20 protein-coding genes are annotated in these 22764 nt (G+C 72.7%); 11 read left to right on the top strand and 9 right to left on the bottom strand.

Going from position 1 to position 22764, the window contains the following annotated elements:
- Positions 1–10 precede the first annotated feature (10 nt).
- The 8 genes from HF577_RS06685 to HF577_RS06650 all read left to right on the top strand — a co-directional run bounded on the left by HF577_RS06685 (position 11) and on the right by HF577_RS06650 (position 11024).
- Entirely contained in the window at positions 11–1087 is a 1077-nt protein-coding gene (locus HF577_RS06685; protein ID WP_312858976.1) for an SDR family oxidoreductase, read from the top strand.
- 271 nt (positions 1088–1358) lie between these two features.
- Positions 1359–2423, top strand: coding sequence for a 2,3-butanediol dehydrogenase (locus tag HF577_RS06680; protein WP_169394857.1), 1065 nt, complete (start codon positions 1359–1361; stop codon positions 2421–2423).
- 43 nt (positions 2424–2466) lie between these two features.
- Positions 2467–3444 carry a zinc-dependent alcohol dehydrogenase gene (locus HF577_RS06675; RefSeq protein WP_169394856.1) on the top strand — a complete coding sequence of 326 codons (978 nt, stop codon included), beginning with the start codon at positions 2467–2469 and terminating at the stop codon, positions 3442–3444.
- The gene (locus tag HF577_RS06670) at positions 3444–4514 is read left to right on the top strand and encodes a zinc-dependent alcohol dehydrogenase (RefSeq protein ID WP_211173885.1); all 1071 of its coding nucleotides are present in this window, start codon (positions 3444–3446) and stop codon (positions 4512–4514) included. Before HF577_RS06675 ends, HF577_RS06670 begins: the two co-directional genes overlap by 1 nt.
- A gap of 4 nt (positions 4515–4518) precedes the next feature.
- A complete protein-coding gene (locus tag HF577_RS06665; RefSeq protein ID WP_211173884.1) occupies positions 4519–5592 on the top strand; it encodes an ABC transporter permease in 1074 nt (357 codons plus the stop codon).
- Between the two features lie 31 nt (positions 5593–5623).
- The gene (locus tag HF577_RS06660) at positions 5624–6739 is read left to right on the top strand and encodes a substrate-binding domain-containing protein (protein WP_169394855.1); all 1116 of its coding nucleotides are present in this window, start codon (positions 5624–5626) and stop codon (positions 6737–6739) included.
- A 21-nt stretch (positions 6740–6760) separates the two neighbouring features.
- Positions 6761–9259 carry an ATP-binding cassette domain-containing protein gene (locus HF577_RS06655; RefSeq protein WP_169394854.1) on the top strand — a complete coding sequence of 833 codons (2499 nt, stop codon included), beginning with the start codon at positions 6761–6763 and terminating at the stop codon, positions 9257–9259.
- Positions 9260–9386: 127 nt separating this feature from the next.
- Positions 9387–11024 carry a helix-turn-helix domain-containing protein gene (locus HF577_RS06650; protein ID WP_169394853.1) on the top strand — a complete coding sequence of 546 codons (1638 nt, stop codon included), beginning with the start codon at positions 9387–9389 and terminating at the stop codon, positions 11022–11024.
- A gap of 53 nt (positions 11025–11077) precedes the next feature.
- Here HF577_RS06650 and HF577_RS06645 read toward each other — a convergent pair whose 3' ends face one another.
- Positions 11078–12232, bottom strand: coding sequence for an acetate/propionate family kinase (locus HF577_RS06645; protein WP_312858975.1), 1155 nt, complete (start codon positions 12230–12232; stop codon positions 11078–11080).
- Entirely contained in the window at positions 12220–14616 is a 2397-nt protein-coding gene (locus HF577_RS06640; protein WP_169394852.1) for a phosphoketolase family protein, read from the bottom strand. The genes HF577_RS06645 and HF577_RS06640 overlap by 13 nt, the downstream gene beginning before the upstream one ends.
- Positions 14617–15168: 552 nt before the next feature.
- Between HF577_RS06640 and HF577_RS06635 the strand changes: the two genes are divergently transcribed.
- Complete coding sequence (locus HF577_RS06635; protein WP_246265945.1) at positions 15169–15453, top strand: SHOCT domain-containing protein; 285 nt, start codon at positions 15169–15171, stop codon at positions 15451–15453.
- A 23-nt stretch (positions 15454–15476) separates the two neighbouring features.
- Positions 15477–16379, top strand: a complete 903-nt coding sequence (locus tag HF577_RS06630; protein WP_211173883.1) for a universal stress protein — start codon at positions 15477–15479, stop codon at positions 16377–16379.
- Positions 16380–16474: 95 nt separating this feature from the next.
- Here the strand turns inward: HF577_RS06630 and HF577_RS06625 are convergent, their stop codons facing one another.
- The 7 genes from HF577_RS06625 to HF577_RS06595 form a co-directional block, all read right to left on the bottom strand.
- The gene (locus tag HF577_RS06625; protein WP_169394850.1) at positions 16475–17353 is read right to left on the bottom strand and encodes a universal stress protein; all 879 of its coding nucleotides are present in this window, start codon (positions 17351–17353) and stop codon (positions 16475–16477) included.
- A gap of 115 nt (positions 17354–17468) precedes the next feature.
- Entirely contained in the window at positions 17469–18470 is a 1002-nt protein-coding gene (locus HF577_RS06620) for an Acg family FMN-binding oxidoreductase (protein WP_169394882.1), read from the bottom strand.
- A 108-nt stretch (positions 18471–18578) separates the two neighbouring features.
- Positions 18579–19229, bottom strand: a complete 651-nt coding sequence (locus tag HF577_RS06615) for a response regulator (RefSeq protein WP_169394849.1) — start codon at positions 19227–19229, stop codon at positions 18579–18581.
- A gap of 134 nt (positions 19230–19363) precedes the next feature.
- On the bottom strand, positions 19364–19822 hold the full coding sequence (locus HF577_RS06610) for a pyridoxamine 5'-phosphate oxidase family protein (protein ID WP_169394848.1): 459 nt from the start codon (positions 19820–19822) through the stop codon (positions 19364–19366).
- 63 nt (positions 19823–19885) lie between these two features.
- Complete coding sequence (locus tag HF577_RS37950) at positions 19886–20167, bottom strand: CBS domain-containing protein (RefSeq protein WP_169394847.1); 282 nt, start codon at positions 20165–20167, stop codon at positions 19886–19888.
- Between the two features lie 100 nt (positions 20168–20267).
- Positions 20268–20450 carry a MerR family DNA-binding transcriptional regulator gene (locus HF577_RS06600; protein ID WP_169394846.1) on the bottom strand — a complete coding sequence of 61 codons (183 nt, stop codon included), beginning with the start codon at positions 20448–20450 and terminating at the stop codon, positions 20268–20270.
- Positions 20451–21000: 550 nt separating this feature from the next.
- On the bottom strand, positions 21001–21162 hold the full coding sequence (locus tag HF577_RS06595; RefSeq protein WP_407692188.1) for a universal stress protein: 162 nt from the start codon (positions 21160–21162) through the stop codon (positions 21001–21003).
- Between HF577_RS06595 and HF577_RS06590 the strand changes: the two genes are divergently transcribed.
- Positions 21161–22618, top strand: a complete 1458-nt coding sequence (locus HF577_RS06590; RefSeq protein WP_169394845.1) for a protein adenylyltransferase SelO — start codon at positions 21161–21163, stop codon at positions 22616–22618. The two genes, HF577_RS06595 and HF577_RS06590, sit on opposite strands and share 2 nt — an antisense overlap.
- Positions 22619–22764 lie beyond the last annotated feature (146 nt).

Here is a 22764-nt window from a genome sequence, read left to right as displayed (position 1 = left end):
GACTCGCAACGTGGTGGACAGCAAGCGCGCACTCGTGGTCGGAGTCACCGGGATCTCGGGCAACAACACCGCCCGGCAACTGCTCGCCGAGGGGTGGGAGGTGCACGGGCTCTCCCGCAGCGGAACGGTGCCGGAACCGGGGATCCGGCCGGTGGCCGCGGACCTGCTGGACTCCGCCGCCACGCGGCGGGCGGTGGCCGATCTGCGGCCGTCCCACGTCTTCTACTGCACCTGGCAGCGGCGGGCGACCGAAGCAGAGAACTGCGAGGTCAACGCGGCCATGATGACCAACCTGCTCGAGCCGCTCGGTGAGACCGGCGGCCTCGCGCACGTCGCACTGGTGACCGGCCTCAAGCACTACCTCGGCCCGTTCGAGGCGTACGCGCGGACGCCGATGGAGACCCCGTTCCGCGAGGAACAGCCGCGGCTGCCCAACCAGAACTTCTACTACGCGCAGGAGGACGTCCTGTTCGAGGCCGCCGAGCGCAGCGGCTTCACCTGGTCCGTCCACCGTCCCCACACCTTGATCGGGTGGGCGCTGGGCAACGCGATGAACATGGGCGTGACCCTGGCCGTGTACGGGGCGTTGAGCCGCGAGACCGGGGAGCCCTTCGTCTTCCCCGGCTCGCCCGAGCAGTTCAACGGGGTCACCGACGTCACCGACGCCCGGCTGCTGGCCAAGCAACTGGTGTGGGCCGCGAGCACGCCCGAGGCCTGGAACCAGGCGTTCAACGCCGTGAACGGCGACGTGTTCCGCTGGCGGCAGCTGTGGCCCGTGCTGGCCGACGGCCTGGGCGTGCCGCCGGCGCAGTACCCCGGCCACGCCCAGCCGCTGGCCGACCGGCTCGCCGCCGCGGGCCCGGTGTGGGACCGCATCGTGGAGAAGCACGGCCTGGTGCCCACCAAGCTGGAGGAGCTCGCATCCTGGTGGCACACCGACGGCGACCTGGGCCGGGAGACCGAGACCTTCGCGGACATGACCAAGAGCCGGTCCTTCGGCTTCACCGTCGTCCAGGACACCCGCCGGTCCTTCCTCGACCTGTTCGAGCGCCTGCGCGCGGAGCGGATCATCCCGCCGCTGGGCTGACGCCCGCCCGCCCGGTGTTGCAGCAAAGCCACTTTCACGCAACGACGTTGCGTGAAAGTGGCTTTGCTGCAATGAGGGGTGCGTGGCGGCGTTTGGCGTCAGTGAACAGCGGTCAGGCCGGCGTCGTCAGCGCGCGGTGTCCCGAACTGCGCATATGGCGCTTCCGACGCAGGTGTCCGGAGAGTGCTTGACGCGGCCGGGGGAGAGATGTTCACTGCTGACGCACATCGTGCTGAACACCTTGACGGACCCGCCAACACAGGAGTTGACGATGCGAGCCGCCGTCTACCACGGCAAGAACGACGTCCGGGTCGAGGAGGTCGCCGAACCGGGCCCGCTCGGTCCGCGAGAGGTGCGCCTGCGGCCCTACCTCTCCGGAATCTGCGGCACGGACCTGCACGAGTACGCGGCCGGTCCGATCGTCATCCCGACCGCCCCGCACCCGCTGACGGGCGCGGCCGCCCCGCAGGTGCTCGGTCACGAGTTCTCCGGCGAGGTGCTGGAGGTCGGCGGTGACGTCACCGGGGTCCGCGCCGGCGACCGCGCCGCCGTGATGCCGCTGATCTACTGTGGACAGTGCTACTACTGCCTGCGCGGGCTGAACCACCTCTGCACGACGATGGCGTGCACGGGGCTCAGCTGGCAGGGCGGCGGGATCAGTGAGCAGGTGGTGGTTCCCGGCCACCAGGTCTGTCCGCTCCCCGGCTCGGTCAGTGACATCCAGGGCGCGCTGGTGGAACCGACCGCGGTGGCCGCGTACGGCGTGGACCGCACCGGGTTCCGCGCCGGTGACACGGTCCTCGTCACCGGCGCCGGACCGATCGGCGCGCTGGCCACGCTGTACGCGCACGCCGGCGGTGCCTCGACGGTCATCGTCAGCGAGCCGAACGCGAGGCGCCGGGCGCTGATCGAGGCCCTCGGTGTGGCCGTCGTGCTCGACCCGCTCGCCGACGACGTGCCGGACGCGGTGCGTGAGCTCACCGGCGGGATCGGGGTGGACGTCGCCGCCGAGTGCTCCGGCTCGCAGGGCGGGCTGAGCGTCGCGCTGGCGAGCCTGCGCGCGCACGGCACGGCCACGCAGGTCGGGCTGCACGTCGCACCGGCGACGATCGACCCGATGGCACTGTCCAACCGGGACCTCTCGCTGATCGGCACCTGGTGCTACCCCGTGCACGACTTCCCCCGGATCACCGCGCTCATCGCGACCGGCAGGTTGCCGGTGGAGAAGGTGCTGACAGAGGTGATCGGCGTGGACGACATCGTCGCCCGGGGCTTCGAGCGCCTGCTGGACCCGGCCGGTGACGCCCAGAAGCTGCTGGTCCGGGTCGACTCGTGAAACACCTTGTGCCGCGGGCACCGGGGCACGGACTGGAGAACACATGAAGGCCTTGCGATTCGTCGGCGACTCCGCCGCTCGCGTCGAGGAGATCCCCGTGCCGGAGATCGGCCCGGACGAGGTGCTGGTGGCCGCGAGAACCGTGGGCGTCTGCCACTCCGACATCGAGCTGCTCGAGGGCCGCTACATCATCCCCTTCACGTACCCGTTGATCCCGGGGCACGAATGGGCCGGCGAGATCGTGGCGGCCGGCTCGGCCGTCACCGGTTTCCGGGAGCACGACCGGGTGGTCGGCGAGTGCGTGATCGGGGCCGACCACTTCGGGTTCAGCATCAGCGGCGCCGCCGCCGAGTACTTCGTGGCGCGCCCGGAGTGGCTGCACCGCCTGCCGGACTCCATGAGCTGGACGCAGGGCGCGCTGGTGGAGCCGTTCAGCTGCGGGTACCACGCCACGCGCCGGGCAGGTGATCTCGACGCGAGCGACACGGTCGCGGTGCTGGGAGCGGGCCCGATCGGCCTCGGCGTGGTGGCCGCGGCCGTCGGCCGTCGCGCGCGGGTGATCGTGGCGGAGCCGAATGCGGACCGGGCCGACCTGGCGCGGCGGCTCGGGGCCGAGGTGTGCCTGGACCCGACGGCGGACGGGTTCGTGGACGACGTCATGGAGCACACCGGCGGTCGCGGCGCGGACGTGGTGATCGAGGCCAGCGGGAAGCCGAGCGCGATGGCCGCGGCCCTGGAGATCGCCGCGTTCCGGGCCCGGCTGGTGAACGTCGGCATCGACGTCGGCGGGTCGGCTCCGGCGCGACTCGGGTTGATCCAGTCGAAGGAGCTGCAGGTGCGCGGCACCATCGGCTCGCCGGGGGTCTGGCCACAGACGCTGCGGTTCCTGGCCCGCACCGGTGTCGACCTCTCTCCGCTCGTCACCACGTGCGTGCCGCTGGCTGAGGCCGACAAGGCCGTGGAGCTGGCCCGGACCGACCGTGACCAGGTGAAGGTGCACATCACGATGGAGCAGGCGTGATGGCCGCTGCGACCATGCGCGCCGCCGTCTACCACGGCGCCGGGGACGTGCGGATCGAGGAGCGCGCGGTGCCGGTCGCCGGCCCGCGCCAGGTGCTGGTCCGGGTCACGCGCTCGGGCATCTGCGGCACCGATGCCGGCGAGTACCAGCACGGCCCGGGCATGTTCCCGGTGCTCCGCCGGCACCCGGCCAGCGGGCATCTGGGGCCGATGGTGCTCGGCCACGAGTTCATCGGCGAGGTGGTCGAGCACGGGGAAGACGCCGCGTACCTCGCCGGGCGCCGTGTCGCGACCGGCGCCGGCGTGTCCTGCGGTGACTGCTCATGGTGCCTCGCCGGCCGGACCAACCTCTGTGCCCGCTACTGGACGCTCGGTCTCAGCGCCGACGGCGGTCTCGCCGGGTACGCGGCGGTGCCCGCGTCGACCTGCGTACCGATTCCGGACGCGTGCCCGGACGACGCCGCCGGGCTCGCTCAGCCGCTCGCGGTGGGCCTGCACGCCGCCCGCCGGGCAGATGTGGCACCGGGCGAGACGGTGGTGCTGGTCGGTGCGGGTGCGATCGGCTCGTTCATCCTCTGCGGGCTCACCGGGAGCCGGCCGGGACGGATCATCGCGCTCGACGTGGACGACGCCCGGCTGGCCACGGCTCGCGCGCTCGGCGCGACCGAGACCTACGACGTCTCCACGCGCGACCCGGTGGATCTCGTGCGCGATCTGACCGGCGGCGAGGGTGCTCCGCTCGTGATCGAGGCCAGCGGGGTGTCCGGCGCTGCGCAACGGGCCGTGCGGATGACCGCCCGGGGCGGCCGGGTGCTGCTGGTCGGGCTCGCCCACGGCCCGCAGGACCTCGACCTCGCCGACGTGATCCTGCGCGAGGTCGACCTGCGCAGCACCGTCGCGCACGTGTGCGGTGAGGACATCCCGGCCGCACTGCGCCTGCTGACGGCCGACGGCATCGCCGAGCACCTGCTGGAGCGGGTCATCGGCCTGGACGCGCTGGTGCCCGAGGGTCTGGACGCCCTCGTCGATCGCCGGGCCACCGGGAAGATCCTGGTGGACCCGTGGCGCTGAGAACATGAGCGATACGGCAAAGGACCGCATGCCGGCCACCGCAGCCGATCCCTCGCCCATCGCCGGACCGTCGGCGGTGACCGGCGGCATCGGCGGGCTGCTGCGGTCGGGCCGTGCCTCCCGCGGCCTGGTCACGATCCTGGGCGCGACGATCCTGCTGTTCCTGGTCAGTCTGGTCGCCCAGCCGGACAGCCTCAGCCGCAGCTCGCTGCAGGGAATGCTGCCGTTCGCCGCGGTGCTGGCCGTCATCGCGCTGGGCCAGACCCTGGTGGTGCAGCAGGCCGGCATCGACCTCTCGGTGCCGGGCACCGTCTCACTGGCGGTGGTCCTGGTGACGCACGTCCCCGACGGCGACAGCGGGAAGCTGCTGCCGGCGGTGCTGCTGGCGCTCCTGGCCGGACTGCTGGCAGGCCTGCTCAACGGGCTGGTGGTCAGCCGGTTGGGCATGCCCGCGATCGTGACGTCCCTCGGCACGAACGCGCTGCTCTACGCGGTGGTGCTGGGGGTCTCCGGCGGCTCGCCGACCAGCACCACCGACGCGATGCGCACGATCGCGACCGGGGCCCTGCTCGGGCTGCCGCACGCGGTCTGGTTCGCGGCCTTGCTCACCGCCGGGACCGGCTTCCTGGTCAAGCGGTCGGTGGCGGGGCGCCGTTTCGAGGCGGTCGGCGACAACCCGGTGGCAGCCGGCCTCGCCGGCCTGCGCGTCAAGCGCCACCAGCTCGCGGCCTACGTGTGGGCATCGCTGCTCTACACGGTCGCCGGCATCCTGCTCGCCGGGATCGTGACCACGCCCAGCGCCTTCCAGGGCGACTCCCAGCTCCTGCCGTCGGTTGCCGCGGTGGTGCTCGGCGGCACGTCGCTGCTCGGCGGCAAGGGCAGTGCCGTCGCCAGTGTGGTCGCCGCGCTGTTCCTCTCCCAGCTCAACCAGCTCGTGCTCACCCTCGGCGTCAACCCCGCCACCGGCAACATCGTCCAGGCGCTGGCGCTGGCCGCCGGGGTGGCGATCTACACGATCGACTGGCCCGCCGTCCGTGCCCGGCTGCGCCGCGGGCGTCCCCGCAGCGCCGTGGCCTGACCACGGCCTCCCGAGATCGAGGAAGATCCCCATGCCCACCCAGATCGTGCGGCGAACGGCGGTGGCCTGCCTGGGCGTGCTGGCCCTGACCCTGGCCGCGTGCTCGATCAACACGACCGGCCACCACCCGGCCCCGGCCGTCCCGGGCCGTCCGCTCAACGCCGACGTGCCGTCGTGGTGCGGGCCGAACCCGGTCTCGTTCGCGCTCGCCGACGGCTTCGGCGGCAACAACTGGCGCAAGGTCGCCCTCGGCGAGACCAAGGCCGAGATCGCGAAGTGCCCGAGCGTGACCTCCTTCTCCTACACCGACGGCCAGAGCAACACCCAGAAGGCGGTCTCCGACATCCAGGGGCTGGTGGCGAAGGGCGCCCAGGCACTGGTGGTCTTCCCGGACGCGGGGCAGGCGATGCTGCCCGCCCTGCGCAGCGCGTACCGCGCGGGCGTGATCACCGTGCCGTACCGGATCAGCCCGGGCGGGCGGCCCGGCACCGACTACGACGCCTTCGTCAGCACCGACTTCCGGCAGGTCGGGGTGCTCTGGGCGCAGTGGCTGGTGAAGGCCCTGCACGGCAAGGGGAACGTGCTCAACCTGGGCGGCCCGTCCGCGAACTCGCAGAGCCTCGCGGAGTACCAGGGCATGCAGAGCGTGCTGGCGACGTACCCGGACATCCACTTCGTCGGCAACACCCCGTACGAGGTGACGAACTGGGACGCCGCACAGACCCAGCAGGTGATCACGGCGGCGCTGGCGAAGTACCCGGAGATCGATGCGATCACCACCGACTTCGGCTCGGCACTCGCGAGCTCGTTCCCGGCCTTTGCGCAGGCCGGCCGCCAGATCCCGGCGATCGCCACCGAGGACGCCAACCAGCTGGCCTGCGACTGGCAGCAGCAGAAGGACGCCGGGCACGAGTTCCCGCTGTTCACGGTCTCCTCACAGAACGCGATGCCCCGCCTGGCCGTCGACAACGCGGTGGCGCGGGCCAGTGGCGGCGTCATACCGCAGTCGACCGTGTACCCGCAGAGCGCGTTCGAGGACTCCCTCTCCGGGATGCCACATCCGGTCACCTGCGACGCAGCGCTGCCGATGGACGCCTTCGTGTCCAGCAGCCTCAGCGCGGCCGACCAGATCGCCGCACTCCAGTAACCCCGACAGCGAGGAGCGGACATGCCGGCGACGACCCGGACCACCACCCCGGCCCTGAGCCTGGCCGGGGTCACCAAGACCTACGGAGCGGTACGCGCGCTCACCGACGTCTCGCTCGATGTGCTCCCCGGCCGGGTGCACGCGCTGCTCGGCGAGAACGGCGCGGGCAAGTCGACGCTGATGGGGGTGGCCTCGGGTTCGGTGCAGCCCGACCACGGCGACATCAGCGTCGACGGCGAGCAGGTGCCGGTCCTGACCGCCGACGCCGCCACGCGGCTGGGCATCGCGATCGTGCACCAGCACCCGGCCGTCCTGCCCGACATGACGGTGGCGGAGAACATCCGGGTGGCGGTGCCGGCGGGACGGATGTCCACGGGTGGGAGCACCCGGGCGTGGATGGCCGATCTCCTGCGCACCGTCGGCTCGACCGTGCGGCTGCACGACCGGGTGGACGGGCTCGGGGTGGCTCAGAAGCAGTTGCTGGAGGTGGCCAAGGCGGTGGCGCTGGAGCCGAAGGTGCTGATCCTGGACGAGCCGACGGCGCCGCTGGGCGCGGACCAGACGGAGATGCTGTTCGAGCAGGTCAGGAAGGCGACGGCCCGCGGCTGCGCGGTCGTCTACATCACCCACCGCATGGCCGAGGTCCGCCGCATCGCCGACGAGGTGACCGTGCTGCGCGACGGCAGCGTCCGGGGCACCAGCCGCGTCGCCGACATCGACGACGACGCGTTGCTGCGGATGATCATCGGCCGCGAGCTCGCCGCGGCCTTCCCGGCCAAGCACCCGCCCTCGGACGACGCCCCCGAGGTGCTGGATGTGACGGGACTGTCGGGGGAGGGGTTCCACGACGCCTCGATGAGCGTGCGGCGCGGGGAGATCGTCGGCCTGGCCGGCATCGTCGGCAACGGGCAGAGCGAGTTCCTGCGCGCGCTCGCCGGGCTGGTGCGCAGCACCGGGCGCATCACCCTCGACGGGCGGCCGATCGCGGGACGTGCTCTCGTCGACGCCACGGCCTACATGCCGGCCGACCGGCACGCCGAGGCCCTCATGACGACCATGTCGGTGCGGGAGAACGCAGCCGTGAGCGCGCTGCCGGCGCTGGCCACCGCCGGTGTGGTGGACCGCGTGCGGGAGCGGGCCGCCGTGGACGAGGAGGTGCGCAGGCTGGCGGTGAAGACGGCCTCCATCGACACCGACGTCATGGCGCTCTCCGGCGGCAACCAGCAGAAGGTGGTGCTGGCCCGCGCTCTGCTGGCCGGTCCGAAGATCCTGCTGGCCGACGAGCCGACGCAGGGCGTGGACGTCGGGGCGCGGGCGGAGATCTACCAGATCATGCGGGACGTGGCCGCGTCCGGCGTGCCGGTCGTCGTGGTCTCCTCCGACGCCAAGGAGCTGGAGGGCCTGTGCGACCGGGTGGTCGTCTTCTCCCGGGGACACGTGGTCGGCGAGCTCGACGGGGACGAGGTCACCGAGGAGAACATCACCAGCACGGTGGTCGGCGCCGTCACCCTGCGCAGGCAGGAGTCCGGACCCGCCGCGGAGAGCGGGGGCGGTTCGCGGCTGCGGCGCCTGGCCAAGGGCGACTACGCGCCGAGCGTCGTCCTGGCGCTGGTCATCCTCGCGCTCGGGGCCTACACGTTCGCGCACAACACGCGCTACCTCGCGCCGTTCAACGTGTCCTCGGTGCTCGCCCTGCTCAGCGCCCTGGCCTTCATCTCCATGGGGCAGACGGTGGTGATCATGACCGGCGGCATCGACCTCTCCCTCGGGCCGCTGGCCGGGCTCCTGGTGGTGATCGCGTCCTTCTTCCTCGTCGACGGTGCGACCGCGGGCACGATCGTCCTGGCGTTGGTGATCATGATCGTGGTGGCCGCGGCGAGCGGGCTGCTCAACGGCGTGCTGGTGCGCTACGGCGGGTTCACGTCGGTGGCCGCCACGCTCACCCTCTACATCGGGTTGCAGGGCGTGTCGTTGCTGCTGCGCCCGTTCCAGGCCGGGTTCATCAGCACGGGGATCACCGATCTGATCACCGCCACCACCGGCTCCGTGCCACTGGCGTTCATCGCCGCCGTCGTGGTGGCCGTCGGCCTGGAACTGGCCCTGCGGCTCACGCCGTGGGGGCGCGGCCTGCGTGCGGTCGGCTCGCACGAGGACTCGGCCCGCCGGCTCGGGGTGAAGGTGAACCGCGCGCACGTGCTGGCCTACGTCGTCGCGGGCCTGCTCACCTTCCTGGGCGCGCTCCTGCTGATGGCCCAGATCGGGGTCGGCGACGCCACCCAGGGCGTGAGCTACACGCTGTCCAGCATCACCGCGGTGGTGCTGGGCGGGGCGAGCCTGCTGGGCGGGCGCGGCTCGTTCATCGGCACGCTGCTGGGCGCGGCCCTGATCCAGCAGGTGCTCAACGCGACGACGTTCCTCGACCTCGGCCAGTCCTGGCAGTACTTCTTCCAGGGCTTCCTCATCCTGGTCGCCGCCGCCGTCTACACCCAGGCCCGCCTGCGCTCCCGCCGCGCCACCTGACCACATCGCGGCGGCGTGGGGACCCGGCGAGGGCCGTGACATCCGCCGCTCGACCGGGATGCGCGGACTACTGTCGGTCTCGCGTCCTTGCCGACACGCGGTCACAGCCGAACCGGAGGGAGTGGCCATGCCGGAGCCGTCCGATCTCGGAGAGCTCGTGCGGACCTTCCGCCACAACGCCGGTCTGACCCTCGAAGATCTCTCGGTGCGTTCCGGTGTGAGCGTGCGGGCGCTCAGCGACATGGAACGGGGGCACAGCAGGAAACCCCACGCGCGCACGGTGGCGGCCCTCGCCACCGCGCTCGGCGTTCCCGACGACGAGCGGAAGCTGCTGCTGGGCGCCGCCAGGGGAGGTCGCGCCCGGCCCGCGCCGGCCCCGTTGTGTGAGCTGCCCCCGGACATCCCGGACTTCACCGGGCGCGCCGCTGCGCTCGCCGTCGTCACCACGGCCCTCCGCGGCCGTTCGGCTCCGGTCGTGATCGCCGGGGCGGCCGGCATCGGCAAGACGGCGCTGGCGGTGCGCAGCGCCTACGCCTCGCGCACCGAGTTCCCCGACGGGCGGCTGTTCTGCGACCTGCGCGGCAGCGACAGCGAACCACTCGACCCCTACGTGGTGCAGTTGCGCCTGATGCGCGCGGTCGGCGTCGACGTCGACCGCATCCCCGCGCACCCCACCGACCGCGGCCAGCTCCTGCGGCGCACCCTGCGCGAACGGAAGATGCTGCTGCTCCTCGACAACGCGGCGGACGAGGCCCAGGTGCGGGGGTTGCTGCCCGACCCGGGCGGGACCGTGGCGCTCATCACGAGCAGGCGGAAGCTCGGTGGGCTCGACCGCGCCCGGCGCCTCGCGCTCTGTCCGCTCAGCGACGCGGACGCCGCCGCGATGCTGCGCGCCGTCATCGAGCCCGACGCCACCGCGCGCCCTGAACCCGAGCTCGAGCGGTGGGTCGCCCGGCTGTGCGGCAACTATCCACTCGCACTGCGGATCGCAGGCAACCGCCTGCTCAGCAGGCCCGGCTGGACCATCGAGACGATGGCTCGCCTGCTGGCCGACGAGGAGAGCCGGCTCGACCACCTGTCCGCGGGGGACCTGCAGATCCGCACCGCCTTCTCCGTGTCCTACGGCCAGCTCGACCCGACCACCCGGCTCGTGTTCCGGCGGCTCGCACTGGTCCCCGGCCCTGACGCGGGAGTCGCCGTGGCCTCCGTGCTGACCGAGCTGCCGGCACACGAGGTCGGCAAGCGCCTCGACGATCTCGTCGAGCTCGGCCTGCTCATGTCGGTCACCGACCAACGCGCCGGGTTCCACGACCTCATCCGGCTGTTCGCGCAGGAACAGCTGATGGCCGAGGACAGTCACGCGGACGTCGAGGCAGCCCGCCGGCGGCTCGTCTCCTGGCTCCTCGCGACGGCCCGTGGCGCCGCCGGCTGGTTCCAGCCCTCCCGCCAGGCCGAGGACGACCAGTCCGATCCGCAGACCGTGTTCTACGAGCCGGTCTCCGCGCAGCGCTGGCTGGAGGTCGAGGGCGAGAACTGGCTCGGCGCGCTGCGGCTGGCCTTCGCGATGGGCGACCACTCCGCGATCGTGCGCACCGTCGAGGCGCTGCAGCCGTTCTCCCGGATGTGGGTCAACTGGCGGTACTGGCCCGAGGTCTTCCGGCTCTCGGTCTCGGCGGCCTCCGCGCTCGGTGATCGGGAGCTGTCGGAGAGACACGGCCGGTACTGCGTCCGAGCAGAGGCAGCGCGGCAGGCCCAGGGGATGTGAGGTCCGCGGTCGTCCGGCGGGCGGGCGCAGGCCCGTCCTACTCGTCGACGGCCCTACAGCGCATGCTGGAAGGCGGAGGACGGTCCTGAGCGCGCACCGAGCAGGTGGCGTACCTGCCCGGCGATCACGAGCTCTTCCCGGGTGTGCACCACCAGCGTGCGGGCTCTGCTCCCCGGGACGCTGATGTCGGTGTCGGTCTCGGGTGGCGCCGAGTCGTTGGCCCCGGGGTCGACCGCGAGCCCGAGGAAGCCCAGCCCGTCCACCGCCCGGCTGCGCAGCTGCGCGGCGTGCTCACCCACGCCGCCGCTGAAGACCAGCACGTCGAGTCCGCCGAGCGCCGCCGCCATCGCCGCGATCCCGGCCCGCAGGCGGTGCAGCCACACGTCCACCGCCAGCACCGCGTCCGGCTCCCCGATCCGTGCGGCCGCCAGTACGGCGCGCATGTCGGCGGAGCCGGCCAGTCCCACGAGACCGGAGTCGCGCTGCAGGGCGGTGCTCACCTCGGCCGCCGCGAGCCCCACGGTCTCGACCAGCCACAGGGGAACCGCGGGGTCGAGGTCGCCGCTGCGGCTCGCCATCACGAGCCCGGCGGTCGGGGTGAACCCCATCGTGGTGTCGGCCGAGTGCGGCTCGTCGGCCACCCACTCGACGGCACACAGCGACGCCCCCGAACCGAGGTGGGCGACCACCGTGCGCAGGCCCGGACCGGCGAGGGCGGCCACCCGCCGGGCGGCCCACTCGTGCGCCAGCCCGTGGAAGCCGTACCGGCGCACCCCGAACTCGGTACGCCACCGCTGCGGCACCGCGTAGGTGGACGCGGCGGCGGGCAGGGTGGCGTGGAAGGCCGTGTCGAAGCAGGCGACCGCGGGGACATCGGGCAGAGCGGCGCGGGTGGCGCGCATCGCCGCGAGCGCGGGTGGCTGGTGCAGCGGGGCGAGCGCCGTCAGGCGGTCCAGCTCGTCGAGCACCGCGTCGTCCACCCGCACCGGCCCGCGGAAGACCTGCCCGCCGTGCACCACCCGGTGCCCGACGGCGTCGATCGCGCCCAGCTCACCGACTGCCTCCTCCAGCGCGCCCGGCTGCGGGCGCCCGCGGTCGGCGGGCAGGTCGCCGCGGTGCACGAGCGCGTCGTGGGCGTCGAGCAGCCGGACCTTCACGGTGCTCGAGCCCGCATTGACCACGAGGACCCGCACGGTCAGCCCGTCCACACCCAGTCGCGCACGTCCGGGGCGTCCTCGCCCGTCCGGCGCGTGTGTGCGCGGCAGCGCATCCGCTCGTCGAACATGTGCTGGCGCAGGGCCGCGTACCGGACGCCCAGGTCGGGCACCCGGTCGATCACGTCGGCCACGAGGTGGAACCGGTCGAGGTCGTTGAGCATCAGCATGTCGAACGGGGTGGTGGTGGTCCCCTCCTCCTTGTAGCCGCGCACGTGCAGGTCCTCGTGGTTGTGCCGGCGGTAGGTGAGGCGGTGGATCAGCCACGGGTAGCCGTGGAAGGCGAAGATCACCGGGGTACCGGGCGGGAAGAGCGCGTCGTACTCCCGGTCGGACAGGCCGTGCGGGTGCTCGCCCGCGTTCTGCAACCGCATCAGGTCCACCACGTTGACCACCCGTACCCGCAGCTCGGGCAGGTGCCGGCGCAGCAGGGACACCGCGGCGAGCGTCTCCAGGGTCGGCACGTCCCCGCAGCAGGCCAGCACGACGTCGGGCACCGTTCCCGCGTCGTTGCTCGCCCACTCCCAGAGCCCGATCCCACGGCTGGCGTGTGCCAGCGCGGCGTCGGGGGCGAGCCATTGCGGCGCGGGCTGCTTGCCCGCGACGACGACGTTGATCTGGTCGCGGCTGCGCAGGCAGTGGTCCATCACCGACAGCAGTGTGTTGGCGTCCGGCGGAAGGTAGACCCGGACGATCTCGGACTTCTTGTTCACGACGTGGTCGATGAAGCCCGGGTCCTGGTGGGAGAAGCCGTTGTGGTCCTGGCGCCAGACGTGGCTGGTGAGCAGGTAGTTCAGCGACGCGATCGGGCGCCGCCAGGGGATCGACCGGCTCACCTTGATCCACTTGGCGTGCTGGTTGAGCATCGAGTCGATGATGTGGATGAACGCCTCGTAGCAGGTGAAGAGCCCGTGCCGGCCGGTGAGCAGGTAGCCCTCCAGCCAACCCTCGCTCAGGTGCTCCGAGAGCACCTCGAGCACCCGCCCGTGGGGGCTCTGGTGCTCGTCGGTCGCCAGCAGCTCGCCCTCGAACTGGCGGTCGGTCACCTCGAACACGTCCTGCAGCCGGTTCGACGCCACCTCGTCCGGGCCGACCAGGCGGAAGTTCGACGGGTTGGCGCGGATGACGTCGCGCACCCAGCCACCGAGCACGCGAGTCGCCTCGGCGGTGGCGCCGCCGGGCTCCGGCACGTCCACCATGTGCTTGCGGAAGTCCGGCAGCCGCAGTGGCTCCAGCAGCTCGCCGCCGTTGGCATGGGGGCTGGCGCTCATGCGTCGCTCGCCCAGCGGGGCCAGCGCCCGCAGCTCCGGGACGGGACCGCCCTCGGCGTCGAAGAGCTCCTGCGGCCGGTAGGAGCGCATCCACTCCTCCAGCTGTGCCAGGTGCGCGGGGTCCTCCCGCACCCTGGACAGGGGCACCTGGTGCGCCCGCCACGTCCCCTCGATCGGGAGACCGTCGACCACCGCGGGACCGGTCCACCCCTTCGGGCTGCGCAGTACCAGCACCGGCCAGCGGGGCCGCTCGGTGAGCTCGCCGCGTGCCGCCCGGGCACGGATGCCGGCGATGCTGGTCATGATCCGGTCCATGGCCGCCGCCATCCGCGCGTGCACGGCCAGGTGGTCCTCGTCGACGGCGATCTCGACGACGAACGGCTCGTGGCCGTACCCCTCCAGCAGGGCGAGCAGCTCCCGCTCCGGGATGCGGGCCAGCACCGTGGGGTTCGCGATCTTGTACCCGTTGAGGTGCAGGATCGGCAGCACCGTGCCGTCGGAGACCGGGTTGAGGAACTTGTTGGCGTGCCAGGACGCGGCCAGCGGGCCCGTCTCCGCCTCACCGTCGCCGATCACACACGCCACGAGCAGTCCCGGGTTGTCCAGCGCGGCCCCGTAGGCGTGCGCCAGCGAGTAGCCGAGCTCGCCACCCTCATGGATGGACCCCGGGGTCTCCGGAGCCGCGTGGCTCGGGATGCCACCGGGGAAGGAGAACTGCCGGAACAACCTGGCCATGCCGGCCGCGTCCCGCGAGACGTCGGGGAAGCGCTCGGTGTAGGTGCCCTCCAGCCACGCCGTGGCCACCACCGCCGGCCCGCCGTGTCCGGGCCCCGTCACGAACAGCGTGTCGATACCGCGTCGCTTGATCACGCGGTTGAGGTGGGCCCACAGGAATGTCAGTCCCGGTGTCGTCCCCCAGTGCCCGAGCAGCCGGGGCTTGATGTCCTCCGGCCGTAGCGGGTGCGTCAGCAGCGGGTTGTCCAGCAGGTAGATCTGGCCGACCGCGAGGTAGTTCGCGGCACGCCACCAGGCGTCGAGGCGATCGAGCTCGCCGCCGTCGGAGCGGCTCGCGACCGCGGAGTAGGTCCCGCCTGCTGTGACTGTCATGGGCCGGCTCCTGAGACTCGGGGTGTCGGGCGCTCGGAAGCCAGCCAAGTCCATGCCGCCCCGGGCCGAGAAGGGCCGAACGTCCCGTCCTCGGATTGGAAGCCTCCGGCCGCTACTGCGACGCGGGGGTTCGAGCCCTCCCGATCCGGACCCGGCTGTGGTCGTGCACGTCGCCTGCCGTGGTCGCGGTGCCTATCCGCACACCGCTGTGGTCACGCACAACGCCACGCGTTGTCGCGGTGCCGATCCAGGTTCCGCCGTGGTCGTACACGTTCCGAACCGAGGCCATGGCGCTCTCTCCTCAGACGAGCCACTCCGGTCCCGGGATGGTCGACCGTCCGAGGCGGTGAGGAGAAGAGGCCGAACGGCCCTACCCGTCCGGGACCCCCCGGCGCCGGGTGCCCGGACAGCTCCGAGGCCTGGTCCGCGAGTCCCGCGTGAGTGGGGACCTCCGGCGACCGTGACGGGCCGTCGTGCCCTGATCGCCGCGCGGTGGCCCGGAACAGGATGTCCTGGCCGGTCTGTGTGCCGCGGCGAGGTGAGGAGGATCCGATGATGTACTGGTGGGGCAACCAGATGACCGCATGGGGCTGGGTGCTGATGTCGGTGAGCTCGGTCGCGTTCTGGGCGTTGGTGATCGCCGTGATCGTCGCGCTGGGGCGCTACCTGCGGATCGGCGGCACTGACCGCCGCGCTGAGCAGTCCGCGCGCCCCAGCCCGGAACAGCTGCTCGCCGAGCGGTACGCCCGCGGAGAGATCGACGAGGCGGAGTATCTGCGACGGCTGGACACCCTCGAGGGAGCGGCCGGTGACTGGCGGTCGCCCAGTCGTCCCTGATGGCGAGCGGGAGGACAGCGCGGATGAACGTCGGTTCGACGGGAGCGAGCGCCCGCGGTTCCCGCCCGGTCGTCGTCGGGGTCGATCAGTCGGACTCCGCACGCGACGCGGCCGAGTGGGCGGCGGACCTCGCCGCGGCGTGCAACGCGCCGCTGCGGCTGGTGCACGTCGGGCCCGGTGTTCCCGTCGGCGGGTCCGGCCCGTCGTCGCCGCCCTGGCTGAGCGAGTTGATGCGCGGCACCGAACGGGCCGGAGCCGACACCGACGTGGTGGAGACGGCGGGGGCGGTCGTCGACGTGCTCGCCGGCCAGGCGGCGGAGGCCCGCCTGCTCGTCCTCGGCAGCTACGGGGAGGGGGCCTGGACGGGGATGCTCGCCGGCTCCGTCGCGCGTGACCTGATCAACCGGGCCGCCTGCCCGGTCGCGGTGGTTCGAGGCGCCGCTCCACAGGTGCCGCCGCCACGCAGCGGCCCCGTGGTGGTCGGCGTGGACGGTTCCGCAGCCAGCCACGCGGCCCTGATGCTCGCCGCCGAGCTCGCGGAGTCCCTGGGCGTCCGGCTGGTGGCGATGCACACGTGGACCGATGTGGTGGCCGGCCCGCACGGCGGCCCGCGGCAGCGCAGCGAGGACGACGCGACCCTCGCGGCCGAGGGCGGGAGTCTGCTCGACTCCGAGCTGGAGTTCGTCGCCGCGGCCCATCCGGCGCTGCCGACCGAGCGCTACCTCGTCGAGGACACCGCGTTGCGGGCCCTGCTGGATCGGGCCGGCGCGGCCCGGCTGCTGGTCGTCGGCCACCAGGGCCATCGTGAGGTCGACGGGCTGATGCTGGGATCGACGAGCACCAGGCTCGTCGAGTTCGCCCCGTGTCCGGTTCTGGTGGTGAAGCCCTCCGGTGCCAGGGGACCGGTGGGCGGAACCCGGGACTGAAGCCCTGCCGACCAGGGTCGCGAGCCGCTGGGAGCGCGAGTGGGCGAGCGTGGAACCGCTCTGGCGCCGCGCCCTGCTCTGAGGGGTCTGCCGCTTCACCAGCGCCGGCGCTCCGCGGACGCGACGAGCCCGGTCTCCCGGGGGTGCGCGTGGGGGCTCACGACGGTGACGGGCACGCCGCAGCGGCGGAGGACCTGCCGGCTGGTGGATCCGAAGAGGACGCGGGCCGGCGCGGTGCGCCCGCGGGTGCCCAGGACGACCATGCGCGCCAGTACCGCGGCGGCGAGCAGTGCCGGCGCCGGTGGTCCGGGCACGATCCGCAGGTCGACCGGGACATCGGGGTAGCGGTCCGCCCAGGAGGTGAGCTGGTCGGCGAGGTCGTCCTGCACGGCGGGTTCCGTGTCGTGGCGCGGGCCACCGGCGTGCAGGACGAGGAGCCGGTCGCGGTGGCGCCGCGCCTCGCTGAACGCGACGTCGAGCACGGCCTCGTCGGTGGCGGGCTCGTCGACCCCGGCGAGCAGGGGGCGCCGGTCCGGGTGCTGAAGGCGGCCGCGGACGACGGTGACGGGGCAGCGCGCGCAACCGCTGACCTCGAGGGCGACGGAGCCGATGAGGATCTCGTGCGGGCGTTCTCCGCCGCCCATGCCGAGGACGAGGAGGTGGGCGTTCCCGGCCGCGTCGAGCAGGGCGTCGACGGGCGGCTGTTCCGTGCCGTGGGTCGAGCTGCGCAGGCCGGGTTCGGCGCGGCGGGCGACGGTGAAGGCGCGGGCCAGGATGTCCTGGGCGCGTCGCACCGCCGGTGCGTCGTGGCCCGCGGCGTAGGGGGCCGCGTGCACGATGCGCAGCGGGAGGCGGCGGAGCCGGGCCTCGGCCGCGGCCCAGCGGACGGCCTCCAGAGCGATCTGCGTGCCGTCGACCCCGACGACCACCGCGGGTTCGTCGAAGGTGGGTGCGCTGTGCTCCAGGGCGTTCATCGCGGTCACCTCGCTCTCGCCTGCTGTCCGTGCCCGGAAGCGTGGCGTACCGGGGCCGGGGGCGGCAGGACCGCTCGACCTCGATCCGGGGGCCCAGGGACCCGGATCCCGCTGTTCACGTCCGGCTGCTCTCCGGGTCGAGCACGTCGGAGATCTCGCGGCGGGGCGTGGCGGCGACGGGGTAGCCGCGCCCGATCCGCAGGACGGCCTGCGGCAGGCGCGTCTCGCTGATGAGCCGGCGCAGCTCCTCCCGGGTCTGGCGCACCTCCACGACGTGGGACAGGAAGGAGACGGCGAGCCCCTCAGCGGTGGTGGTGAGCAGGATCCGTTCCAGTGCCAGCCCGGCGTGGACGTCCCCCAGCGCGCCGCTGAGCTGGGAGGTCAGCACCGCGAGCACCGGCTCGGTCTCGAAGTCCTTGCCGGGTGGCCGCGCCGGACCGGAGCCGCCGCGGAAGTCGCGCAGCACCCACCGGTCCTGGGGTTCGGAGAGCGGGCCGCCTGCCGTTGCGGGGACCCCGTCGCGGCGTCCGGGTGGGGTCGCCGTCCACCGCTCGAGCTCGGCGCGGAAGTCCGGGTCCGCCGTCTGGGCCCGGTACGCCCGGACCGACATCTGCTGCAGCCGGGTCCGGGCGGCCGGCTCGTCCACGACGTGCAGCAGGCCGCCTTCCTCGCTCGCCGCGCGGCGGAGCGCGTACAACGCGGGTGGGGGCACCGGCTCGTCGCTGAACGGGTGCCGGTTCGTCCGGCGCAGGGGAACGGCGCGCAGCAGCCGCAGCTGTTCGGGAGTGGCGCTCTTGCGGCCCCCGTGCCGGACGACGGCGAGGAGACCGGGGTGGGCGCCGGCCGGGAGGATCGTGACGATCGGTCGGATGCCCTGGCCGTGCAGCGCCAGCCGCAGGTTGAACAGTGCCGCCCCGCACGCCATGCGCAGCTCGCGATCGTCGGGGTCGGCGTGGTGGACCCTGCGTTCCGGGTCGGCGTGCAGCTCGATGAGGTGGGGGGTCAGCCGGAAACGCCAGGGCTGGCTGTTGTGCAGCGACGGCGCGCGGCCCGCTGTCGCCAGTACGTCCTCGACCTGCTCGGGGGTCAGCCCGAGCGCACCTGGGATGTCGGTCATCGTGGTCACGCCCGTGGATTCGACGAGGGCCGGCCCACGCCGGCCTGTGCGAGCAATGACGGTGCCCCCACCTCACCGTGCCCGCTACGGCCGAAGGACCTGCGCGGGTCAGCTTCCGTCGGTGCGGCGGAGGTCCGCGGCGTAGACGGCTGCTTCGGTGCGGCGGGCGAAGCCGAGTTTGTGCAGGACCGAGGAGACGTAGTTCTTGACGGTCTTCTCGGCGAGGAACATCTCGGCGCCGATCTGGCGGTTGGTGAGCCCGTCGGCGATGAGGCCGAGGATGCGTCGTTCCTGGGGACTGAGCGATGCGTAGCGGGGGTCCGTGGGCTCGGTGCCGGTGCGCAGGCGTTCGAGGACGACGGCGGTGGCCTTCGGGTCGAGGAGTGAGCCGCCGCCTGCGACGATGCGGACGGCTCCGACGAGGTCGATGCCGGTGACCTGTTTGAGCAGGTAGCCCGACGCCCCGGCCATGATCGCGCCGAAGAGGGCCTCGTCGTCGGAGTAGGAGGTGAGCATGAGGCAGGCGGGGGGCGGGGTGAGGATGGAGCGGATGTCGCGGCAGACGGTGACGCCGTCGCTGTCGGGGAGGCGGACGTCGAGGATGGCGACGTCGGGTCGCAGGGCCGGCATGCGGGCCATGGCCTGGGCTCCGGTGCCGGCCTCGCCGACGACCTGGATGTCGTCCTCGGACTCGAGCAGCTGCGCGATGCCGCGGCGGACGATCTCGTGATCGTCCAGCAGGAACACGGAGATGGTCACGGCACCGGGCCTCTCATCGCTGGTTCACCCACGCTACTGCCGCCGGACAGGGCACTCCGACCCGCGAACGACCCGGAACGCAGGGCCGAACGGCCCTGATCCGGTTCCGGACGGCCCGGCGGGCGTCCACAGCGCTACCGGCGGACCGGCACGTCGTCGGCCGTGCCGGTGGGGAGCAGCCGGCGACCGGTGAGGTGCTGCAGGGGGACGGCGACGACGTGGCCTGCGCGGCCGCCAGCCCACGACTCCGCCATGGTGGCGTCGAGTGCATCCAGGCGCTCGGGATCGACCACCTCGTAGGCGTGGCCGACGCCGAGCACGCTCCAGCCGGTGTGTGTCACGGGATCGAGGTCGTCGGCCTGGAAACCGACGACGGTGCGGTGGGTGGCGGCGAATGTCCGCCCGTCGGCGGTGCGGAAGAGGACCTCCTCACCGTCGAGGAGGTAGTTCACGGGATGGGCGGCGGGCATTGCGGCCTCCGTGAAGACGATCCGGCCGATGACGCCCGTGGCCAGCAGCCTCAGGCATTCCGTGCGGTCGAGCTCCACGAGTTCCGCTGCGCCCGCCGAACCGTTGAGGTCCGACGGGGTCATGCCGTCAGCCTCGATGCGGGCGCGTTCGTCCGGATAGGGCCGGATGCCCTCCACCGGAGCCCATCAGACCTCGATGCCGCAACTGCCGGCTGCCGGGGAGGTGACCGAGGCGAGCGAGCGGACGATGTCCGTCGCCGTGACGATCCCGACGAGCCGGGCGCCGTCGACGACCAGGACGGCGTCCGCGTGCTCGGCCTGCATCCGGCGCGCGGCGTCGGAGCGGCGAGCCGTGACCGGCAGCGGTTCGACCGGTCGTGTCAGCTCCTCGACGTGCACGGCCGCCCGCGCATCCGGCGAGCCGGACCCGCGCGCGACGAAGCGGGCGATGTCGACCTCGAGGACCACGCCCCGGCCGATCCTCGACCGGCCCGGCAGGCCACGGCACGGGGCGGAGGGCCCGTTGATCCCTGCCGGAGGTCACGCCTCTCGGGGAGTCGTTTCCGGGCTACTCGTCGCGCTTGCGCTGCCCCTTGAGCTGCTCGCGCACCCGTTCCACGGACCAGCGGTGGTGACCTCCGGGTGTCGTGACGTCCGGCGTGATCAACCCGTCGTTCACCCAGCGGATCACCGCACCGCGGGAGACACCCAGCGCTTTCGCCAGGTCTCCGGTGGTCACGAGGTCTTCCACGTTCACGACGTTAGGCGCTGCTCAGCGCGCGCGTCGCTGCTCGCGGTCGTTCGGGACAAACAGCCCTGGTTGCTACTACTTAGTGCGATCATCGATGTTCGGTACTGTTATGAACGTTTGGAACGTTCTGGGGCCGGCTAGGGGGACGCGTGGACCACGACGAGCAGGACACAGAGGGGGGAGCGCTGTGGGTCACGGAGCTACCGGGGGGCAGGTGCGTGATCGGTACCGCTCCGGGAGCCGCTGAGGCACTGGAGGCGATCGCCCGGGTACGCGCGGAGGCTTCCCGTGACCGACCCTGCGCGTGACCCGTGGTGGGAGGTGGTCGAGCTGCTCTCCGTCATGCCTGACGTGTTCACGCGGCTCCTGGTCGTCCACACCGACGACGGGGACGGGTGGTGCAGCGAGTGCCGGACCCCCGGTCGCGGCACCGCCCACGTCCGCCACCCGTGCTCCCTCGCGACGCTGGCGACCGGTGCGCGGGAGCGGTGGATGTCGCGGGTGAAGAGCGTCAGCAGCAACGTGGTCCCGTTGCTCGCCGGCTCCGCTGTCAGCCCAGCTCGGGGCGGACAACGGCAACCGGGCACGGTGCGTGGTGCAGCACCGCGTGGCTCACCGAGCCGAGCACGAGGCCCGTGAAGCCACCCCGCCCCCGTGAGCAGGTCCCGGGAACCGGACGTAGTGCCCGCCGGGCCACGTAGCCTCGGGTCATGAGCGTCAGCGTCCGGCCGCTGCTGGAGTTCGACCATTCCTACGCCCGCGAACTGCCTGAGCTGTCCGTGCCGTGGACAGCGGCAGCGGCACCGGCGCCCGCCCTGCTGATGCTCAACGAGGACCTGGCCACCGAGCTGGGTGTCGACGCCGAGGCGTTGCGGGCACCGGCCGGTGTCGAGCTGCTCGTCGGCATCGCGGTCCCGGACGGAGTGCGCCCTGTCGCACAGGCCTACGCCGGCCACCAGTTCGGCGGCTACGTGCCCCGGCTGGGAGACGGCCGGGCGCTGCTGCTGGGCGAGCTGGTCGACGCCGGCGGGCGTCGACGCGATCTGCATCTGAAGGGCTCCGGTCGCACGCCGTTCGCTCGCGGAGGGGACGGGAAGGCGGCCGTCGGTCCGATGCTGCGGGAGTACGTGATGGGGGAGGCGATGCACGCGCTGGGCATCCCCACCAGCAGGGCGCTCGCGGTGGTGGCCACCGGCAGCGACGTCGTGCGGGAGACGATGCTGCCCGGCGCGGTGCTCGCGCGGGTCGCGGCGAGCCACCTGCGGGTCGGGACGTTCCAGTACGCGGCCGCGAGCGGCGACCAGGAGCTCGTGCGGAAGCTGGCCGACCACGCGATCGCGCGGCACCATCCCGACGTCGCCGAGGCGGACAACCCCTATCTGGAGTTCTACCGGCGGGTCATCGACGCGCAGGCGTCGCTCGTCGCCGGCTGGATGCTCGTCGGGTTCGTGCACGGCGTCATGAACACCGACAACATGACGATCTCCGGGGAGACCATCGACTACGGCCCCTGTGCGTTCATGGACACCTACGACCCGGCGACGGTCTTCAGCTCGATCGATCACCGCGGCCGTTACGCCTACGGCAACCAGCCCGCCATCGCCCAGTGGAACCTGGCGCGGCTGGGCGAGGCGCTGGTGCCGCTGATCCACGAGGACACCGACGCCGCTGTCGAGGCCGCCACCGACGCCGTGCTCTCGTTCGCCGAGCGCTACGAGGGGTACTGGACGAGGGGGATGGCCGCGAAGCTCGGTCTCGAGGCCCCGGACGTCCCCCTGATCCAGGACGTGCTGGAGCTCCTGCACGCCCAGCACGTGGATTTCACGACGTTCTTCCGGGCGCTGTCGTCGCACCTGCGGGGACGTCCGGCGCGATCCCTGTTCACCGAGCCGGACGCGTTCGACGCGTGGGATGCGCGCTGGCAGGCCCGGCTGCCCCGGGACGGCACCACCGTGGCGGCAGGCATGGACCGGGTCAACCCTGTCTACATCCCCCGCAACCACCTGGTGGAAGAGGCGTTGACCGCCGCCGGCGGCGGTGACATGGCGCCGTTCCGTCGCCTCGTCGAGGTCGTTGTCGATCCGTTCGTCGAGCGTCCGGGGCTGGAGCGCTACGCCGAGCCGGCGCCGCTGGGCGGCGGCCCCCACGTCACCTACTGCGGCACCTAGTGCGGCGGCCACAAACGTCCACCGGGTTCCTCGCGGGCCCAGGCGGCCCCTCGCAGCGTTGCCTTCCTGGCAAATACCCCGGTATGAGCTGCGGACGGCGCCTTGCGAGGAACCACCTGGATCCCGCGATCAACCCGGCAACGTTC

Origin of the sequence: Pseudonocardia xinjiangensis, assembly GCF_012911925.1 — a bacterium.
GTDB lineage: Bacteria > Actinomycetota > Actinomycetes > Mycobacteriales > Pseudonocardiaceae > Pseudonocardia > Pseudonocardia xinjiangensis.
Note: the sequence above shows the minus strand (reverse complement) of the source record. Positions and strands in the feature narration are given on the sequence as shown.

Excerpts from the sequence above, each read along its gene's own strand:
- HF577_RS06680 (WP_169394857.1), top strand. The coding sequence starts at position 1,359 with ATGCGAGCCGCCGTCTACCACGGCAAGAACGACGTCCGGGTCGAGGAG.
- HF577_RS06675 (WP_169394856.1), top strand. The coding sequence starts at position 2,467 with ATGAAGGCCTTGCGATTCGTCGGCGACTCCGCCGCTCGCGTCGAGGAG.
- HF577_RS06670 (WP_211173885.1), top strand. The coding sequence starts at position 3,444 with ATGGCCGCTGCGACCATGCGCGCCGCCGTCTACCACGGCGCCGGGGAC.
- HF577_RS06665 (WP_211173884.1), top strand. The coding sequence starts at position 4,519 with ATGAGCGATACGGCAAAGGACCGCATGCCGGCCACCGCAGCCGATCCC.
- HF577_RS06660 (WP_169394855.1), top strand. The coding sequence starts at position 5,624 with ATGCCCACCCAGATCGTGCGGCGAACGGCGGTGGCCTGCCTGGGCGTG.
- HF577_RS06655 (WP_169394854.1), top strand. The coding sequence starts at position 6,761 with ATGCCGGCGACGACCCGGACCACCACCCCGGCCCTGAGCCTGGCCGGG.
- HF577_RS06650 (WP_169394853.1), top strand. The coding sequence starts at position 9,387 with ATGCCGGAGCCGTCCGATCTCGGAGAGCTCGTGCGGACCTTCCGCCAC.
- HF577_RS06640 (WP_169394852.1), bottom strand. The coding sequence starts at position 14,616 with ATGACAGTCACAGCAGGCGGGACCTACTCCGCGGTCGCGAGCCGCTCC.
- HF577_RS06635 (WP_246265945.1), top strand. The coding sequence starts at position 15,169 with ATGATGTACTGGTGGGGCAACCAGATGACCGCATGGGGCTGGGTGCTG.
- HF577_RS06630 (WP_211173883.1), top strand. The coding sequence starts at position 15,477 with ATGAACGTCGGTTCGACGGGAGCGAGCGCCCGCGGTTCCCGCCCGGTC.
- HF577_RS06625 (WP_169394850.1), bottom strand. The coding sequence starts at position 17,353 with ATGAACGCCCTGGAGCACAGCGCACCCACCTTCGACGAACCCGCGGTG.
- HF577_RS06620 (WP_169394882.1), bottom strand. The coding sequence starts at position 18,470 with ATGACCGACATCCCAGGTGCGCTCGGGCTGACCCCCGAGCAGGTCGAG.
- HF577_RS06610 (WP_169394848.1), bottom strand. The coding sequence starts at position 19,822 with ATGACCCCGTCGGACCTCAACGGTTCGGCGGGCGCAGCGGAACTCGTG.
- HF577_RS06590 (WP_169394845.1), top strand. The coding sequence starts at position 21,161 with ATGAGCGTCAGCGTCCGGCCGCTGCTGGAGTTCGACCATTCCTACGCC.
- HF577_RS06595 (WP_407692188.1), bottom strand. The coding sequence starts at position 21,162 with ATGACCCGAGGCTACGTGGCCCGGCGGGCACTACGTCCGGTTCCCGGG.